This is a genomic window from Arthrobacter woluwensis (genome assembly GCF_900105345.1).
GTDB classification, from domain to species: domain Bacteria; phylum Actinomycetota; class Actinomycetes; order Actinomycetales; family Micrococcaceae; genus Arthrobacter_E; species Arthrobacter_E woluwensis.
Map to the genome: position 1 here is coordinate 1,164,442 of NZ_FNSN01000003.1, position 15,561 is coordinate 1,180,002.

Genomic DNA, 15,561 nt, shown 5'->3' on the forward strand with positions numbered 1-15,561 from the left:
CGGGTGTCAGGGACCAGGCTGGGGACCAAACATGACCAATCCATCCACTGAGAACGGTGTGACGCGTCCAGAATCTGGCCGACACGCCCGACCGCGTGGGTCGGTTGCTCCGGTGGGTTGAGGAACCCGGGTCCAACTCGGATTCAGCTCATGCGGAGAGCGGTAGTCACGACTTCAAATGCCTCGGCAGCCGCACATAACAGCAAAGAGATGCGAATAGCGGTCCTGATCACTCAGGACTGAACCTAATGAAAGAGAGTCAGGCGACATGGCGGGACAGAAGATCCGCATCCGGCTGAAGTCATATGACCACGAGGTCATTGATGTTTCGGCACGGAAGATCGTTGAGACGGTCACGCGCGCAGGCGCAACGGTAGTCGGCCCGGTGCCGCTGCCCACGGAGAAGAACGTTTACTGCGTTATCCGTTCTCCCCACAAGTACAAGGACAGCCGTGAGCACTTCGAAATGCGTACTCACAAGCGTCTGATCGACATCATCGACCCCACGCCGAAGGCTGTTGACTCGCTCATGCGTCTCGACCTGCCGGCCGACGTGAACATCGAAATCAAGCTCTAGGGAGGTGCTGAGAGACTATGACCGCAACCCGCAACGTTAAGGGCCTGCTGGGCACGAAGCTCGGCATGACCCAGGTTTGGGATGAGAACAACAAGCTCATCCCCGTGACCGTCGTCCAGGCCGACTCCAACGTCGTCACCCAGCTGCGTAACGCAGACAAGGACGGCTACACCGCGGTTCAGATCGGCTTCGGCCAGATCGATCCGCGCAAGGTCACCAAGCCGCTCGCCGGCCACTTCGAGAAGGCCGGTGTCACCCCGCGCCGTCACGTCGTCGAACTGCGCACCGCTGACGCCGAGAGCTACGAGCTCGGCCAGCAGCTCTCCGTGGAGCTCTTCGAAGCCGGTCAGAAGATCGACGTCGTCGGCACCACCAAGGGCAAGGGCTTCGCCGGTGTCATGAAGCGTCACGGCTTCTCCGGTGTCGGTGCTTCCCACGGTGCTCACAAGAACCACCGCAAGCCCGGTTCCATCGGTGGCGCATCCACCCCGAGCCGCGTCTTCAAGGGCCTGAAAATGGCCGGCCGCATGGGCAATGTCCGTCACACCACGCTGAACCTCACGGTTCACGGTGTCGACGCTGAGAAGTCGCTGCTCCTGATCAAGGGTGCCGTTCCCGGCGCCCGCGGCTCGGTCGTCCTCGTACGCACCGCCGTGAAGGGAGCCTAGTACCATGGCCAACACCATCAAGGTTGACCTGCCCGCCGAGATCTTCGACGTTCAGACCAACGTGCCGCTGCTGCACCAGGTCGTCGTCGCGCAGCTCGCTGCTGCTCGTCAGGGCACTCACAAGACCAAGTCCCGCGGCGAAGTCGCCGGCGCCGGTCGCAAGCCGTTCAAGCAGAAGGGTACCGGCCGCGCCCGTCAGGGTTCCGTCCGTGCTCCTCACATGACCGGTGGTGGCGTCGTCCACGGCCCGACCCCGCGTGACTACTCGCAGCGCACCCCCAAGAAGATGAAGGCTGCTGCTCTCCGTGGCGCCCTCTCCGACCGCGCTCGTAACGGTCGCATCCACGTGGTGGAGTCCCTGGTTTCCGGCACCACGCCGAGCACCAAGGACGCACGCGCCGCGCTGAAGGCGATCTCCGACCGCAAGAACCTGCTCGTGGTGATCGACCGCGCCAACGATGTTGCTGCACTGTCCGTGCGCAACCTCGTCGAGGTTCACGTTCTGTACGTCGACCAGCTCAACACCTACGATGTGCTGATCTCCGACGACGTGATCTTCACCAAGGACGCCTTCGACGCCTTCGTTGCCGGTAAGGACAACAAGACCGTGGAGGAAGCCAAGTGAGCGCCGTCTTCAACAAGGACCCGCGTGACGTCATTCTCGCGCCCGTGGTCTCCGAAAAGAGCTACGGCCTGATCGACGAGGGTCAGTACACCTTCCTGGTGGACCCCCGCTCGAACAAGACCGAGATCAAGCTGGCCGTGGAGAAGATCTTCTCCGTCAAGGTCGACACGATCAACACCATCAACCGTGCCGGTAAGCGCAAGCGCACCAAGTTCGGATGGGGGCAGCGCAAGAGCACCAAGCGCGCGATTGTCACCCTGAAGGAAGGCACCATCGACATCTTCGGCGGTCCGCTCGCGTAGCGGAGACCACTTTAACGAGGAATAAATTATGGCAATCCGCAATTACAAGCCGACCACCCCGGGCCGTCGTGGCTCGAGCGTGGCCGACTTCAGCGAAGTAACTCGCTCGACTCCGGAAAAGTCGCTGCTGCGTCCGCTCACCAAGAGCGGTGGCCGCAACAACACCGGTCGTATCACCACCCGTCACAAGGGTGGTGGCCACAAGCGCCAGTACCGCGTGATCGACTTCCGTCGTCACGACAAGGACGGCGTGAACGCCAAGGTCGCGCACATCGAGTACGACCCCAACCGTACGGCTCGCATCGCGCTCCTGCACTACGTTGATGGCACCAAGCGTTACATCATCGCTCCCAACAAGCTCTCCCAGGGCGACATCGTGGAGTCGGGTCCGAACGCTGACATCAAGCCCGGCAACAACCTGCCGCTGCGTAACATCCCGGTCGGTACCGTGATCCACGCAGTTGAGCTCCGCCCCGGTGGCGGCGCCAAGATGGCCCGCTCCGCCGGCGCCTCCGTGCAGCTCGTCGCCCGTGAAGGCCGTTTCGCCCAGCTGCGTCTTCCGTCCGGTGAAGTCCGCAACGTCGACGTGCGCTGCCGCGCCACCGTCGGCGAGGTCGGCAACGCCGAGCAGTCGAACATCAACTGGGGCAAGGCCGGCCGTATGCGCTGGAAGGGCGTCCGCCCGACCGTGCGTGGTGTGGCCATGAACCCGGTTGACCACCCGCATGGTGGTGGTGAAGGCAAGACTTCTGGTGGCCGTCACCCGGTCAACCCGAACGGCAAGCCTGAGGGTCGCACCCGCCGCCCCAACAAGGAAAGCGACAAGCTCATTGTGCGTCGTCGTCGTACCGGCAAGAACAAGCGATAGGAGCCTGGAAACATGCCACGCAGCCTGAAGAAAGGTCCTTTCGTTGACCAGCACCTCTTCGTGAAGGTCGCCAAGGAGAACGAAAAGGGCACCAAGAACGTCATCAAGACGTGGTCCCGTCGCTCGATGATCATCCCGGACATGCTGGGTCACACGATCGCCGTGCACGACGGACGCAAGCACGTGCCGGTTTTCATCACGGAGTCGATGGTCGGGCACAAGCTCGGCGAATTCGCCCCGACGCGGACTTTCCGCGGCCACGTGAAGGACGACCGCAAGGGCAAGCGCCGCTAGGCGCCTGACCTCGGTCTTAAGACGAGAGAAGGAAAGCAATGGAAGCCAAGGCTATTGCGCGTCACATCCGCGTAACGCCTATGAAGGCCCGGCGCGTCGTCAACCTTGTTCGTGGCAAGCAGGCGAATGAGGCTCTGGCGATCCTGAAGTTTGCTGAGCAGGCAGCTTCGGAGCCGGTCTACAAGGTAGTTCAGTCCGCCATCGCGAACGCCCGTGTCCTCGCGGACCGTGACGGCGTCGCGTTTGACGAAGGTGATCTGTACATCAGCGAGGCATTCGTTGATGAGGGTCCGACCATGAAGCGGTTCCAGCCGCGTGCCCAGGGTCGTGCCTTCCAGATCAAGAAGCGCACCAGCCACATCACCGTGGTTGTCGCTACCCCGGAGAACGAGGAGGCCCGCTAAGTGGGACAGAAAGTAAACCCGAACGGGTTCCGACTCGGCATCACCACCAATCACATCTCGCACTGGTTCGCGGACAGCAACAAGCCCGGTCAGCGCTACAAGGACTTCGTCCGTGAGGACGTCAAGATCCGCGAGCTCATGACCACCGGCATGGAGCGCGCCGGCATCGCCAAGGTCGAGATCGAGCGTACTCGTGACCGCGTGCGTGTGGACATCCACACCGCCCGTCCGGGTATCGTGATCGGCCGTCGTGGTGCTGAAGCAGACCGCATCCGCGGCGAGCTGGAGAAGCTCACGGGCAAGCAGGTTCAGCTGAACATCCTCGAGGTCAAGAACCCCGAGATCGAAGCTCAGCTGGTGGCCCAGGGCATCGCCGAGCAGCTCTCTTCCCGCGTGGCTTTCCGCCGCGCGATGAAGAAGGCCATGCAGTCCGCGCAGCGCGCTGGCGCCAAGGGCATCCGTGTCGCTTGCTCCGGTCGTCTGGGTGGCGCTGAAATGTCCCGCTCGGAGTTCTACCGCGAAGGTCGTGTGCCGCTGCACACCCTGCGCGCCAACATCGACTACGGCTTCTACGAGGCCAAGACCACCTTCGGCCGCATCGGCGTGAAGGTCTGGATCTACAAGGGCGATGTGACCGCGAAGGAGCTTGCTGCACAGCAGGCTGCAGCCCCGTCCCGTGGCCGCAACGAGCGTCCCGGCCGCCCCGGTGGCGACCGTCGTCGTCGCAACGAGCGTCCGGCCGCCGACGCAGCTCCGGCTGCCGAGGCACCGGCTGCTGAAGCAGCAGAAGGAGGACAGGCTTAAATGCTGATCCCACGTCGAGTCAAGCACCGTAAGCAGCACCACCCGGGTCGTTCCGGCGCTGCCACCGGTGGCACCGAGGTCACCTTCGGTGAGTTCGGTATCCAGGCGCTGACCCCGGCCTACGTGACGAACCGCCAGATCGAATCTGCGCGTATCGCCATGACCCGTCACATCAAGCGTGGCGGTAAGGTCTGGATCAACATCTACCCGGACCGCCCCCTGACCAAGAAGCCTGCCGAAACCCGCATGGGTTCCGGTAAGGGTTCCCCCGAGTGGTGGGTGGCCAACGTCAAGCCGGGACGGGTTCTCTTCGAACTCTCCGGTGTGAATGAAGAAGTGGCCCGCGAGGCACTGCGCCTGGCAATCCACAAGCTCCCGTTGAAGGCACGCATTGTGCGTCGCGAAGGTGGTGAATAGAAATGGCAGTTGGATCCAAGGATCTGGCCCCGGCACAGCTTGACGGTTTCGACAGCGAGCGTCTGGTTGCTGAACTCCGTAAGGCCAAGGAAGAGCTGTTCAACCTGCGTTTCCAGTCCGCCACTGGTCAGCTGGAGAGCCATGGCCGACTCAAGGCCGTGAAGCGCGACATCGCTCGCATCTACACGGTCCTGCGTGAGCGCGAGCTGGGCATTCGCCCGGAACCCGCTCCGGTGGTCGAGGCCAAGGAAGAGAAGAAGGCCAAGAAGTCTTCCAAGAAGGCCGAGGCCGTTGAGGCCGCAGCTACCGAGGAGGACGCCAAGTGAGTGAAAAGGATCAGAACGTGACGGAAACTGCTGCGCAGCAGCGCGGTTACCGCAAGACGCGTCGCGGCTACGTGGTCTCCGACAAGATGGAGAAGACCATCGTCGTCGAGGTCGAGGACCGTGTGAAGCACGCTCTGTACGGTAAGGTCATCCGTCGTACGTCCAAGATCAAGGCTCACGACGAAGAGAACACCGCCGGCATCGGCGACCTGGTTCTCCTCGCCGAGACCCGTCCGCTCTCCGCCACCAAGCGCTGGCGTCTGGTGGAGGTCATCGAGCGCGCCAAGTAAGACCGGCCGCTTGATTGCTCCACTGAGCAACGAGAAGACCCCTGCTCCCTTCTGGGCGCGGGGGTCTTCCGCTTTCTCCGGTCCGCGGCAACGGCTGCGTGCACCGTGCAGAAGGCGAACGACGACGGCGGCCTGGCCGCACGGCGTCACGCGTCCATCGGGCGCCGGCGGGGATGTCGGAGGCGGCAGGTATTCTGTCCTCAGTGCGCGGGGGAGCGCCCCGCCGATGATCCTGAGGTGACTCATGCCGACTGACCTTGCCCGCCATGCCGCCGATTCGCACGGCCTGATCAAGGTGCGCGGCGCGCGCGAGAACAACCTTCAGGACGTCTCGCTGGATCTGCCCAAGCGGCGGATCACGGTGTTCACCGGGGTGTCCGGCTCGGGCAAGAGCTCCCTGGTCTTCGGAACCATCGCGGCCGAGGCGCAGCGTCTCATCAACGAGACTTACACGACCTTCGTCCAGTCCTTCATGCCGAGCCTGCCGCGGCCGGACGTGGACGAGCTGGAGAACCTCTCCGCGGCGATCGTGGTGAACCAGGAACGGATGGGCAGCAACTCGCGTTCGACCCTGGGGACCGTCACGGATGCCCATGCCCTGCTGCGGATCATCTTCTCCCGGGTGGGGGTGCCGAGCGCCGGTCACGCCGGGAAGTACTCGTTCAACCTGGCGGAAGGGATGTGCCCGGAGTGTGAGGGCGCGGGGGAGATCTCCGCGCTGGACGTGGACGTTCTGCTCGACCGGTCCCTGTCCTTGTCCCAGGGCGCCATCAAAGTGCCGGGCTTCACGGTGGACGGGTGGCTGATCAAGGTGCTCCTCGGGACCGGACGGTTCGATCCGGATCTGCCCGTGAAGGACTACGATCCGGAGACGCTCGACTTCCTGCTCCGCTCGCCGGCCGTCAAGGTCAAGATGGACAACGTCAACATGACGTTCCTCGGGCTGGAGACCCGGATCCGGCAGAGCTACCTGGCCGGTGGGAAGGAGCCAAAACAGGCACACATCAAGGCTTTCCTGGAACGGGCCGCCACCTTCGCGGAATGCCCGCTGTGCCACGGTGGCCGCCTCAACCAGGAAGCGTTGGCCAGCCGGATCGGTGGACGGAACATCGCCGAGTGCGCGCAGATTCAGGTCACGGACCTGATCGAGTTCCTGCGGGGTGTTGACGAGCCTTCCGTGGCGCCGGTGATCTCGAACCTGCTCGGCACCCTGCAGGCCCTCGTCGACATCGGTCTCGGGTACCTCAGTCTGGACCGGGCTTCCTCCACCCTGTCCGGGGGAGAGGCTCAGCGGGTGAAGATGGTCCGGCACCTCGGGTCGCCGCTCTCGGACGTCACCTATGTCTTTGATGAGCCGACCGTGGGCCTCCATCCCCATGACATCGCCCGGATGAACGACCTGCTGCGAAGCCTGCGGGACAAGGGCAACACGATCCTGGTGGTCGAGCACAAGCCGGAGGTCATGGCGATCGCCGACCACATCGTCGACATCGGGCCCAAAGCAGGCATCCACGGCGGCGAGATCGTCTTCCAGGGCAGCTTCGAGGATCTCTCCTCGGCTCAGACCCTCACCGGACAGCACGTCGGCTCACGGGTTCCCTTCAAGGAGTCGGTGCGGACTGCGACCGGAGCCCTGGAGATCCGCGGCGCGAACACGCACAATCTGCGCGACGTGGACGTGGATGTGCCCACCGGGGTGCTGTGCGCCGTCACGGGCGTGGCCGGTTCGGGGAAGAGCTCGCTCATCCACGGGGCGCTCGGCAAGCGGGACGGCGTGCACGTGGTGGATCAGTCCGCCATCCGCGGTTCGCGCCGTTCCAATCCGGCCACGTACACCGGGGCGCTGGACCACATCAGGGCGGCTTTTGCCAAGGCCACCGGCACCAAACCTGCCTTGTTCTCCGCCAACTCGGAAGGCGCCTGCCCCACCTGCAAGGGCGCGGGGGAGACCTTCACCGAGATCCCCGGCATGGCTCCAGTGGGAACGCTCTGTGAGGACTGCGGCGGCAAGTGCTTCACGGACGAGGTCCTGGAGTACCGCCTGGGCGGACTCAACATCTACGAAGTGATGCGGCTGAGTGTCGAGGAGGCGCTGGAGCGGCTCGCGGTGCCGAAAGCCCGGCCCATCCTGGAGCGACTGGCGAGGGTCGGTCTGGGATACATCACCCTCGGACAGTCGCTCTCCACCCTCTCCGGCGGTGAACGGCAGCGGATCAAGCTCGCCACGCACATGGGCAGCGACGCCGGGGTGTTCATCCTGGATGAGCCGACGACGGGCCTGCACCTGGCCGACGTCGAGAACCTGCTCGGTCTGCTGGATCAGCTGGTGGATGAAGGCAACACCGTGGTGGTGATCGAGCATCATCTCGGCGTGGTCGCCCATGCCGACTGGGTGATCGACATGGGCCCGGGCGCCGGCCACGACGGCGGCACGGTGGTCTTCGAGGGCACCCCCGAGGCCCTGGCGGACTCGGACAGCCTCACCGGCCGCTATCTCAAGGCGTACGTGGCCTGAAACACCCCGGGATCCCGGCATTCGCACGGGATCCCGGTTCGTGGGGCGCGCCTCCGCTGTGCTAGGATATTGAGCTTGTATGGGTGCGTCGTGCGCCCGAACAGATCCTCGTAAACCATCGTGCCAGTGCATACTGCCTCAGGGCCGGTCCCCGGCCAGGGGGCCCAGATGCGTCTGGAACGAGGGTTTAACCCTGTGCTGGCAAAATCCAGGCAGGGCAGAGACACCCCAACAACCGTTCCGCAAGGCTCGCACTGTATGCAGTATTTCAGCGTGAGAACCGGCGCGACGCAAGGAGTAAACATTGATTCAGCAGGAGTCGCGGCTTAAGGTCGCCGACAACACGGGTGCCAAGGAAATCTTGACCATCCGCGTTCTCGGTGGATCCGGTCGCCGCTACGCAGGCATCGGCGACGTCATCGTCGCCACCGTCAAGGACGCTATCCCTGGCGGAAACGTGAAGAAGGGCGACGTCGTCAAGGCTGTCGTCGTCCGCACCCGTAAGGAGCGCCGTCGTCCGGACGGTTCCTACATCAAGTTCGATGAGAACGCAGCCGTGATCCTGAAGAACACGGACGGGGAGCCCCGCGGCACCCGTATCTTCGGCCCGGTTGGCCGCGAGCTTCGCGACAAGAAGTTCATGAAGATCGTCTCGCTGGCCCCGGAGGTGCTGTAACTATGGGTGCAAAGATCAAGAAGGGCGATCTCGTCCAGGTCATCACCGGCGCTCGTCAGTCCCGTGGTGGAGACCGTGGCAAGCAGGGCAAGGTCCTGCGTGTGTTCCCGGAATCCAACCGCGTTCTGGTTGAGGGCATCAACCGTGTCACCAAGCACGTGAAGGCCGGCCAGACCCAGCGCGGCACCAACACCGGTGGCATCGAGGTCGTCGAGGCCCCGATCCACCTGTCGAACGTCGCTCTGGTGGATCCGTCCACCAAGAAGCCGACCCGCGTCGGTTTCCGTGTCGAGAAGGTTGAGCGCGATGGTGTGGAGCGCGAAGTGCGCATCCGCGTCGCCAAGGCCTCCGGGAAGGACATCTAATGACTGAGACCCTCGAGACTCCGGTGAAGATCGTCCCGCGTCTGAAGACCAAGTACGCCGAGAACATCAAGCAGTCCCTGCAGGATGAGTTCGAGTACGAGAACGTCAACCAGGTTCCGCGCCTTGTGAAGGTCGTCGTGAACATGGGTGTCGGTGACGCCGCCAAGGATTCCAAGCTGATCGACGGCGCCGTCCGCGACCTGACCGCGATCACCGGTCAGAAGCCCCAGGTCACCAAGGCCCGCAAGTCCATCGCCCAGTTCAAGCTGCGTGAGGGTATGCCGATCGGCGCCCACGCGACGCTGCGTGGCGACCGCATGTGGGAATTCCTGGATCGTCTGGTCACCCTCGCACTGCCCCGTATCCGCGACTTCCGCGGCCTGAACGGCAAGCAGTTCGACGGTAACGGCAACTACACCTTCGGTCTCACGGAGCAGGTCATGTTCCACGAGATCGACCAGGACGCCATCGACCGCGTCCGTGGTATGGACATCACGGTTGTCACCACCGCGAAGACCGACGAGGAAGGCCGCGCGCTGCTCAAGCACCTCGGCTTCCCGTTCAAGACCGAAGACTAATCCAACTACGTAAAAGGTCCACTGGCTCCGCCCGTGGAAACCGGTACGAGGAAGGGCATGAGCCCTCATGACCATGACTGATCCCGTCGCAGACATGCTGACCCGTCTGCGCAATGCAAACTCGGCGTACCACGACACCGTGTCGATGCCGTACTCCAAGCTGAAGGCCCGCGTCGCCGACATCCTGAAGGCCGAGGGTTACATCTCGGACTGGAAGGAAGAAGAGGCACGCGTCGGCAAGACGCTGACCATCACCCTTAAGTTCGGTCCGAGCCGCGAGCGTTCCATCGCTGGCGTCCGCCGTATCTCCAAGCCCGGTCTGCGCGTTTACGCGAAGTCCACCAACCTGCCGCACGTGCTGGGTGGCCTGGGTATCGCTATCCTGTCCACCTCTTCCGGCCTCCTGACTGACAAGCAGGCCGGCAAGAAGGGCGTGGGCGGCGAAGTCCTCGCGTACGTCTGGTAACGGGAAAGGAAGAGAAGAATGTCGCGTATTGGACGTCTCCCCATCACCGTTCCGGCTGGCGTTGAGGTCAAGATCGATGGAGCCGTTGTCACCGTTAAGGGTGCCAAGGGCGAACTGAGCCACACCGTGGCCAGCCCCATCGAGGTGGCCCTGGAAGAGGGCACGATCTCCGTGACCCGCCCGAACGACGAGCGCACTGCTCGCTCGCTGCACGGCCTGACCCGTACCCTGATCGCCAACATGATCGACGGCGTGACCAAGGGCTACGAGAAGAAGCTGGAAATCGTCGGCACGGGTTACCGTGTGCAGGCCAAGGGTTCTGACCTGGAGTTCGCTCTGGGCTACAGCCACCCGGTCAGCGTCGTCGCTCCCGCCGGCATCACGTTTGCCGTTGAAGGCCCGACCAAGCTCTCTGTTGCCGGCATTGACAAGCAGCAGGTCGGCGAAGTCGCTGCCAACATCCGCAAGCTGCGCAAGCCCGACCCCTACAAGGGCAAGGGCATCCGTTACGCCGGCGAAATCATCCGCCGCAAGGTCGGAAAGGCTGGTAAGTAACCATGGCCATCAGCATTAACAAGAAGCGCAACAGCAAGAACAAGACCTCGGCCCGTAGCCGTCGTCAGCTGCGTATCCGCAAGCGCATCTCCGGTACCCCGGCTCGTCCGCGCCTCATCGTCAACCGTTCGGCCCGTCACATCTTCGTGCAGGTCGTGGATGACACCGTGGCAAAGACCCTCGCCTCGGCCTCCACCATGGAAGCCGATCTGCGTGCGTTCGAAGGTGACAAGACCGCCAAGGCCAAGCGCGTTGGTGAACTGGTCGCCGAGCGTGCCAAGGCAGCCGGTGTTGAGGCCGTGGTCTTCGACCGCGGTGGCAACAAGTACCACGGCCGCATCGCCGCCGTCGCTGACGGTGCTCGCGAAGGTGGTCTGGCGCTGTGACCGAAGTGAACAACGAAAAGGAAACCCAGGTGACTGAAGCTGCAGCCGCTGTTGCAACTGAAACCACTGAGGCTGCCAACAACGACAACCGCCGTGGCGGCCGTCGTGGTGAGCGCGGCGAACGTGGTGGCCGTGGCGAGCGTGGTGGCCGTGGCCGTGACGCCCGCGAGGCCGAGAAGAGCCAGTTCGTTGAGCGTGTTGTAACCATCAACCGTGTCGCCAAGGTGGTCAAGGGTGGCCGCCGCTTCAGCTTCACCGCCCTCGTGGTGGTCGGCGATGGCAACGGCATGGTCGGTGTTGGTTACGGCAAGGCTCGCGAAGTCCCCGCTGCCATCGCCAAGGGTGTTGAAGAGGCTAAGAAGTCCTTCTTCCGCGTCCCGCGCGTCGGCAGCACCATCCCGCACCGCGTCCAGGGCGAAGCCGCCGCTGGTGTCGTGATGCTCCGTCCGGCTTCCCCGGGTACCGGTGTTATCGCCGGTGGTCCGGTGCGTGCCGTGCTGGAGTGCGTCGGCATCCACGACGTGCTGTCCAAGTCGCTGGGCTCCTCCAACGCCATCAACATCGTTCACGCGACCGTTGAGGCTCTGCGTCAGCTCGAGGAGCCGGCAGCTGTTGCCGCTCGTCGTGGCCTGCCGCTGGACGAGGTTGCTCCCGCAGCTCTGGTGCGTGCTCTGAACAACCAGAAGGCAGGTGCCTGAGCCATGGCAAAGAACCTGACTCCGTCCGACGCTCAGTTGGAAATCACCCAGATCAAGGGCGTCATCGGCGCCAAGCAGAACCAGCGTGACACGCTCCGCTCTCTCGGTCTCAAGCGCATCGGCCACTCCGTGGTCCGTTCCGCTGATGCCGTGACCGTGGGCATGCTCAACACGGTTCCGCACCTCGTAGAGGTCAAGGAGGCGAAGTAATGGCTGAGAAGAAGACTGCTGAGCCTGCAGCGACCGAAGAGAAGCAGCACGCTCTGAAGATCCACCACCTGCGTCCCGCCGCTGGCGCCAAGACCGCGAAGACCCGTGTGGGCCGTGGTGAAGGCTCCAAGGGTAAGACCGCCGGTCGTGGTACCAAGGGCACCAAGGCGCGCTACCAGGTCAAGGCCGGCTTCGCCGGTGGCCAGCTGCCGCTGCACATGCGCCTGCCGAAGCTTCGCGGCTTCAAGAACCCGTTCCGTGTCGAGTTCCAGGTGGTCAACCTTGACCGTCTCTCCGAGCTCTTCCCGGAGGGTGGCACCGTGACGGTGGCCGACCTGGTCGCCAAGGGCGCGGTTCGCAAGAACCAGCCCGTCAAGGTGCTCGGCTCTGGTGACATCACCGTCAAGGTCGATGTGACCGTGGATGCCTTCTCCGCCAGCGCGGCTGAGAAGATCCAGGCCGCCGGTGGTTCCGTCACCGCTCTCTGAGAGCCGGAACCGCTGAACGCGATCTGAGAACTCCCGGCACCCGGACAGCTGTCCGGGTGCCGGGAGTTCCTGCATTCGCGACGAATTACGGGGCTGACCGACACAACGGTTAGACTCTGATGTCGGGTTCAACCAGGAACCCACTCTCCTTTACCTCACAGATCCCTCAGGAGGACGCTTGCTCAGCGCATTCGGCCGTGCCTTCAGGACCCCTGACTTGCGACGCAAGTTGCTGTTCACTCTTGGCATCGTCACGATCTTCCGGCTCGGCGCGTTCATCCCGGCACCGGGTGTGAGCTATAACAACGTTCAGCAGTGTCTCCAGCTGACGCAGGGCAACAGCAGCCTGCAGCAGATGGTGAACATGTTCTCGGGTGGCGCCCTGCTTCAGGTCTCCATCTTCGCGCTGGGCATCATGCCGTACATCACCGCCAGCATCATCGTTCAGCTGCTGCGCGTCGTGATCCCTCGGTTCCAGGAACTGTATGAGGAAGGCGCCTCCGGGCAGACCAAGCTCACGCAGTACACGCGGTATCTGACGATCGCCCTGGGCCTCCTGAACGCCACCACGCTGGTGTCTCTGGCCCGTTCCGGTCAGCTGTTCCAGGGCTGTGCCCTGCCGCTGATCCCGGACAACAGCATCATCACGACGATCCTGCTGATCATCACCCTGACCGCGGGCACCGGCCTCATCATGTGGATGGGCGAGCTCGTGACGGAAAAGGGCATCGGCAACGGCATGTCCCTGCTGATCTTCACCTCCATCGCCGCCGGCTTCGTGCCTGCCATGAACGGCATCATCGGCGCCAAGGGCTGGGGCACGTTCATCGCCGTCCTGCTGGTCGGTCTCCTGACGGTCGCCCTCGTGGTCTTCGTGGAGCAGTCCCAGCGCCGCATCCCCGTCCAGTATGCCAAGCGCATGGTGGGGCGCCGGACCGTGGGTGGCACCACCACCTACATCCCGATCAAGGTCAACATGGCCGGCGTGATCCCCGTGATCTTCGCGTCGTCCATCCTGTACCTGCCGGCGCTGATCGCACAGTTCAACACCCCCACGGACGGCCGTCCCGTCCCGGACTGGGTCGTGTGGATCAACAACAACCTCACCAAGGGTGATCACCCGTTCTACATGGCGGTGTACTTCCTGCTGATCATCTTCTTCACCTACTTCTACGTCTCGATCACCTTCAACCCTGAAGAGGTCTCGGACAACATGAAGAAGTACGGTGGCTTCATTCCCGGTATCCGGGCAGGCCGTCCCACTGCTGAGTACCTGCAGTACGTGCTGTCCCGGATCACCCTGCCAGGTGCGCTGTACCTCGGCATTGTTGCGCTCATCCCGCTGGTGGCCCTGGTCCTGGTCCAGGCCAACCAGAACTTCCCCTTCGGCGGCACCTCGATCCTCATCATGGTCGGTGTCGGACTGGAGACGGTGAAGCAGATCGACGCGCAGCTTCAACAACGGCACTACGAAGGGCTCTTGCGATGACAAGAATGCTGATTATCGGTCCTCCCGGCTCCGGCAAGGGAACGCAGGCCGAGCGGATCTCCGATCGTCTCGGTGTGGTGGCCATCTCCACCGGCGACATCTTCCGCGCCAACGTCAAAGGCGAGACCCCGCTGGGCCTGGAAGCCAAGAAGTACATGGACGCCGGGGACTTCGTCCCGGACTCGGTCACCAACCGCATGGTCCGTGACCGGCTGGGCCAGGACGACGTGGCGGAGGGCTTCCTGCTCGACGGCTACCCGCGCACTGTGGCGCAGGTGGACGAGCTGGACCAGATCCTCTCCGAGTCCGGCACCCGCCTGGACGTGGTGCTCCAGCTGACCGCGGACGACGAGGAGCTCGTCACCCGCCTGCTGGGCCGGGCCCTGGAGACGGGCCGCAGCGACGACAACGAGACCGTCATCCGCCACCGCCTGGATCTCTACCACGAGCAGACCGAAGCCGTGGTGGGCAAGTACGCCGAACGCGGGATCCTCCGCCGCGTGGATGGCATCGGAGCCATCGACGAGGTCACGGATCGCGTGATGGCCGCCATCGCGGAGGCCGTGGCGGACGAAGCCGCCAGCGCCTAGAAATCCCAGCCATGCCCCCGGACACTCTCCGGGGGCATGACTTTTCCGCCGACAGCCTCCTGGGAGGCGACGCGGAAGCCAGTAGCCCCGAGGGCCGTGAGACGCGGCCGGAACCGAAGGAAGACCTGTGGCATTCCACTCTCCCCGGATCGAATACAAGACCAACGCTCAGATGCGCATCATGCAGGAGGCGGGTGAGCTCCTCAGCCGCGCCCTGGACGCGGCCGTGGCCGCCGTCGCGCCGGGTGTCACGACCGATGAGCTGGACGCCGTCTTCGCCGCCGTGGTGGACGAGGCGGGCGCCCAGTACAACTTCCTGGGGTACCACGGCTACCCGAAGCACATCTGCGCCTCGGTCAACGATGAGGTGGTGCACGGCATCCCCGGACCGCGGGTTCTGGAGCCGGGCGATGTGGTGAAGATCGACGGCGGCTGCATCGTGCGCGGCTGGAACGCCGACTCCGCGCGCACCGTGATCGTGGGCGAGGGGGACCCGGAGGACGAGCGCCTCTCGGAGGTCACCCGTATGGCCATGTGGCACGGCATCGCGGCCCTGGCCACCGCCAAGTACGTGGGGGACATCGGCGACGCCATCGACGACTACGTCTCCTCGCAGAAGGGCAAGCCGCTGGGCATCCTGGAGGACTACTGCGGACACGGCATCGGCTCCCAGATGCACATGGCGCCCGATGTGCTGAACTACCGCAGCAAGCACCGTGGCCCGAAGATCAAGCCCGGCATGTGCTTCGCGATCGAGCCGATGCTGGTCCGCGGTGGGCTCGAGACCGCCGTGCTCGAAGACGATTGGACCGTGGTCACCACGGACGGCGCCCGCGCGTCGCAGTGGGAGCACTCCGTGGCGGTCCACCGCGAGGGCATTTGGGTTCTCACGGCACCCGACGGCGGCGCCTCCGAGCTGTCCAAGCTCGGCGTGACCGTGGTGCCGATCCCGGCGTGAGCCAGTCCGCCG

The 15,561-nt window shown here is 64.0% G+C and carries 24 protein-coding genes; all 24 read left to right on the forward strand.

Annotated elements, in window-relative coordinates:
- Positions 1-268 precede the first annotated feature (268 nt).
- Complete coding sequence (rpsJ, locus tag BLV63_RS05925) at positions 269-577, forward strand: 30S ribosomal protein S10 (RefSeq protein ID WP_003803825.1); 309 nt, start codon at positions 269-271, stop codon at positions 575-577.
- Positions 578-594: 17 nt separating this feature from the next.
- Complete coding sequence (rplC, locus tag BLV63_RS05930; protein ID WP_066211560.1) at positions 595-1,245, forward strand: 50S ribosomal protein L3; 651 nt, start codon at positions 595-597, stop codon at positions 1,243-1,245.
- Between the two features lie 4 nt (positions 1,246-1,249).
- Positions 1,250-1,870 (forward strand): 50S ribosomal protein L4, encoded by a 621-nt coding sequence (gene rplD / locus BLV63_RS05935; RefSeq protein ID WP_066211557.1) that lies wholly within the window; start codon positions 1,250-1,252, stop codon positions 1,868-1,870.
- Complete coding sequence (gene rplW / locus BLV63_RS05940) at positions 1,867-2,172, forward strand: 50S ribosomal protein L23 (protein WP_066211554.1); 306 nt, start codon at positions 1,867-1,869, stop codon at positions 2,170-2,172. The genes rplD and rplW overlap by 4 nt, the downstream gene beginning before the upstream one ends.
- Before the next feature lie 28 nt (positions 2,173-2,200).
- Positions 2,201-3,040 (forward strand): 50S ribosomal protein L2, encoded by an 840-nt coding sequence (gene rplB, locus BLV63_RS05945; protein WP_066211552.1) that lies wholly within the window; start codon positions 2,201-2,203, stop codon positions 3,038-3,040.
- Positions 3,041-3,052: 12 nt separating this feature from the next.
- Positions 3,053-3,334: a 30S ribosomal protein S19 gene (gene rpsS / locus BLV63_RS05950; RefSeq protein ID WP_066211549.1), complete on the forward strand. Its 282-nt coding sequence runs from the start codon at positions 3,053-3,055 to the stop codon at positions 3,332-3,334.
- Positions 3,335-3,372: 38 nt separating this feature from the next.
- Complete coding sequence (rplV, locus tag BLV63_RS05955; protein WP_066211546.1) at positions 3,373-3,738, forward strand: 50S ribosomal protein L22; 366 nt, start codon at positions 3,373-3,375, stop codon at positions 3,736-3,738.
- Positions 3,739-4,542 (forward strand): 30S ribosomal protein S3, encoded by an 804-nt coding sequence (rpsC, locus tag BLV63_RS05960; RefSeq protein WP_066211544.1) that lies wholly within the window; start codon positions 3,739-3,741, stop codon positions 4,540-4,542.
- The gene (gene rplP / locus BLV63_RS05965; RefSeq protein WP_066211542.1) at positions 4,543-4,959 is read left to right on the forward strand and encodes a 50S ribosomal protein L16; all 417 of its coding nucleotides are present in this window, start codon (positions 4,543-4,545) and stop codon (positions 4,957-4,959) included.
- A 2-nt stretch (positions 4,960-4,961) separates the two neighbouring features.
- Positions 4,962-5,285 (forward strand): 50S ribosomal protein L29, encoded by a 324-nt coding sequence (rpmC, locus tag BLV63_RS05970; RefSeq protein ID WP_066211540.1) that lies wholly within the window; start codon positions 4,962-4,964, stop codon positions 5,283-5,285.
- Positions 5,282-5,575 carry a 30S ribosomal protein S17 gene (rpsQ, locus tag BLV63_RS05975; protein ID WP_066211537.1) on the forward strand — a complete coding sequence of 98 codons (294 nt, stop codon included), beginning with the start codon at positions 5,282-5,284 and terminating at the stop codon, positions 5,573-5,575. Before rpmC ends, rpsQ begins: the two co-directional genes overlap by 4 nt.
- 244 nt (positions 5,576-5,819) lie before the next feature.
- Positions 5,820-8,090, forward strand: coding sequence for an ATP-binding cassette domain-containing protein (locus tag BLV63_RS05980; RefSeq protein ID WP_066211535.1), 2,271 nt, complete (start codon positions 5,820-5,822; stop codon positions 8,088-8,090).
- A gap of 304 nt (positions 8,091-8,394) precedes the next feature.
- On the forward strand, positions 8,395-8,766 hold the full coding sequence (rplN, locus tag BLV63_RS05985; RefSeq protein ID WP_066211533.1) for a 50S ribosomal protein L14: 372 nt from the start codon (positions 8,395-8,397) through the stop codon (positions 8,764-8,766).
- 2 nt (positions 8,767-8,768) lie between these two features.
- A complete protein-coding gene (gene rplX / locus BLV63_RS05990) occupies positions 8,769-9,131 on the forward strand; it encodes a 50S ribosomal protein L24 (protein WP_066211529.1) in 363 nt (120 codons plus the stop codon).
- On the forward strand, positions 9,131-9,709 hold the full coding sequence (gene rplE / locus BLV63_RS05995) for a 50S ribosomal protein L5 (protein WP_066211524.1): 579 nt from the start codon (positions 9,131-9,133) through the stop codon (positions 9,707-9,709). Before rplX ends, rplE begins: the two co-directional genes overlap by 1 nt.
- Positions 9,710-9,776: 67 nt before the next feature.
- On the forward strand, positions 9,777-10,175 hold the full coding sequence (gene rpsH, locus BLV63_RS06000; protein WP_066211521.1) for a 30S ribosomal protein S8: 399 nt from the start codon (positions 9,777-9,779) through the stop codon (positions 10,173-10,175).
- 18 nt (positions 10,176-10,193) lie between these two features.
- Positions 10,194-10,730: a 50S ribosomal protein L6 gene (gene rplF / locus BLV63_RS06005; protein WP_066211518.1), complete on the forward strand. Its 537-nt coding sequence runs from the start codon at positions 10,194-10,196 to the stop codon at positions 10,728-10,730.
- 2 nt (positions 10,731-10,732) lie between these two features.
- A complete protein-coding gene (gene rplR, locus BLV63_RS06010; RefSeq protein ID WP_066211516.1) occupies positions 10,733-11,116 on the forward strand; it encodes a 50S ribosomal protein L18 in 384 nt (127 codons plus the stop codon).
- Between the two features lie 29 nt (positions 11,117-11,145).
- Positions 11,146-11,814, forward strand: coding sequence for a 30S ribosomal protein S5 (gene rpsE / locus BLV63_RS06015; RefSeq protein ID WP_174521246.1), 669 nt, complete (start codon positions 11,146-11,148; stop codon positions 11,812-11,814).
- A 3-nt stretch (positions 11,815-11,817) separates the two neighbouring features.
- Entirely contained in the window at positions 11,818-12,024 is a 207-nt protein-coding gene (gene rpmD, locus BLV63_RS06020) for a 50S ribosomal protein L30 (protein ID WP_066211508.1), read from the forward strand.
- Positions 12,024-12,512 (forward strand): 50S ribosomal protein L15, encoded by a 489-nt coding sequence (rplO, locus tag BLV63_RS06025; RefSeq protein ID WP_066211506.1) that lies wholly within the window; start codon positions 12,024-12,026, stop codon positions 12,510-12,512. The genes rpmD and rplO overlap by 1 nt, the downstream gene beginning before the upstream one ends.
- A gap of 178 nt (positions 12,513-12,690) precedes the next feature.
- A complete protein-coding gene (gene secY, locus BLV63_RS06030; protein WP_066211503.1) occupies positions 12,691-14,001 on the forward strand; it encodes a preprotein translocase subunit SecY in 1,311 nt (436 codons plus the stop codon).
- A complete protein-coding gene (locus BLV63_RS06035) occupies positions 13,998-14,591 on the forward strand; it encodes an adenylate kinase (protein ID WP_066211500.1) in 594 nt (197 codons plus the stop codon). Before secY ends, BLV63_RS06035 begins: the two co-directional genes overlap by 4 nt.
- Positions 14,592-14,718: 127 nt before the next feature.
- A complete protein-coding gene (map, locus tag BLV63_RS06040) occupies positions 14,719-15,549 on the forward strand; it encodes a type I methionyl aminopeptidase (protein WP_066211497.1) in 831 nt (276 codons plus the stop codon).
- Positions 15,550-15,561 lie beyond the last annotated feature (12 nt).

Coding starts and splice junctions, on each gene's coding strand:
- rpsJ (WP_003803825.1), top strand. CDS start 269: ATGGCGGGACAGAAGATCCGCATCCGGCTGAAGTCATATGACCACGAG.
- rplC (WP_066211560.1), top strand. CDS start 595: ATGACCGCAACCCGCAACGTTAAGGGCCTGCTGGGCACGAAGCTCGGC.
- rplD (WP_066211557.1), top strand. CDS start 1,250: ATGGCCAACACCATCAAGGTTGACCTGCCCGCCGAGATCTTCGACGTT.
- rplB (WP_066211552.1), top strand. CDS start 2,201: ATGGCAATCCGCAATTACAAGCCGACCACCCCGGGCCGTCGTGGCTCG.
- rpsS (WP_066211549.1), top strand. CDS start 3,053: ATGCCACGCAGCCTGAAGAAAGGTCCTTTCGTTGACCAGCACCTCTTC.
- rplV (WP_066211546.1), top strand. CDS start 3,373: ATGGAAGCCAAGGCTATTGCGCGTCACATCCGCGTAACGCCTATGAAG.
- rplP (WP_066211542.1), top strand. CDS start 4,543: ATGCTGATCCCACGTCGAGTCAAGCACCGTAAGCAGCACCACCCGGGT.
- rpmC (WP_066211540.1), top strand. CDS start 4,962: ATGGCAGTTGGATCCAAGGATCTGGCCCCGGCACAGCTTGACGGTTTC.
- BLV63_RS05980 (WP_066211535.1), top strand. CDS start 5,820: ATGCCGACTGACCTTGCCCGCCATGCCGCCGATTCGCACGGCCTGATC.
- rplX (WP_066211529.1), top strand. CDS start 8,769: ATGGGTGCAAAGATCAAGAAGGGCGATCTCGTCCAGGTCATCACCGGC.
- rplE (WP_066211524.1), top strand. CDS start 9,131: ATGACTGAGACCCTCGAGACTCCGGTGAAGATCGTCCCGCGTCTGAAG.
- rpsH (WP_066211521.1), top strand. CDS start 9,777: ATGACCATGACTGATCCCGTCGCAGACATGCTGACCCGTCTGCGCAAT.
- rplF (WP_066211518.1), top strand. CDS start 10,194: ATGTCGCGTATTGGACGTCTCCCCATCACCGTTCCGGCTGGCGTTGAG.
- rplR (WP_066211516.1), top strand. CDS start 10,733: ATGGCCATCAGCATTAACAAGAAGCGCAACAGCAAGAACAAGACCTCG.
- rpmD (WP_066211508.1), top strand. CDS start 11,818: ATGGCAAAGAACCTGACTCCGTCCGACGCTCAGTTGGAAATCACCCAG.
- rplO (WP_066211506.1), top strand. CDS start 12,024: ATGGCTGAGAAGAAGACTGCTGAGCCTGCAGCGACCGAAGAGAAGCAG.
- BLV63_RS06035 (WP_066211500.1), top strand. CDS start 13,998: ATGACAAGAATGCTGATTATCGGTCCTCCCGGCTCCGGCAAGGGAACG.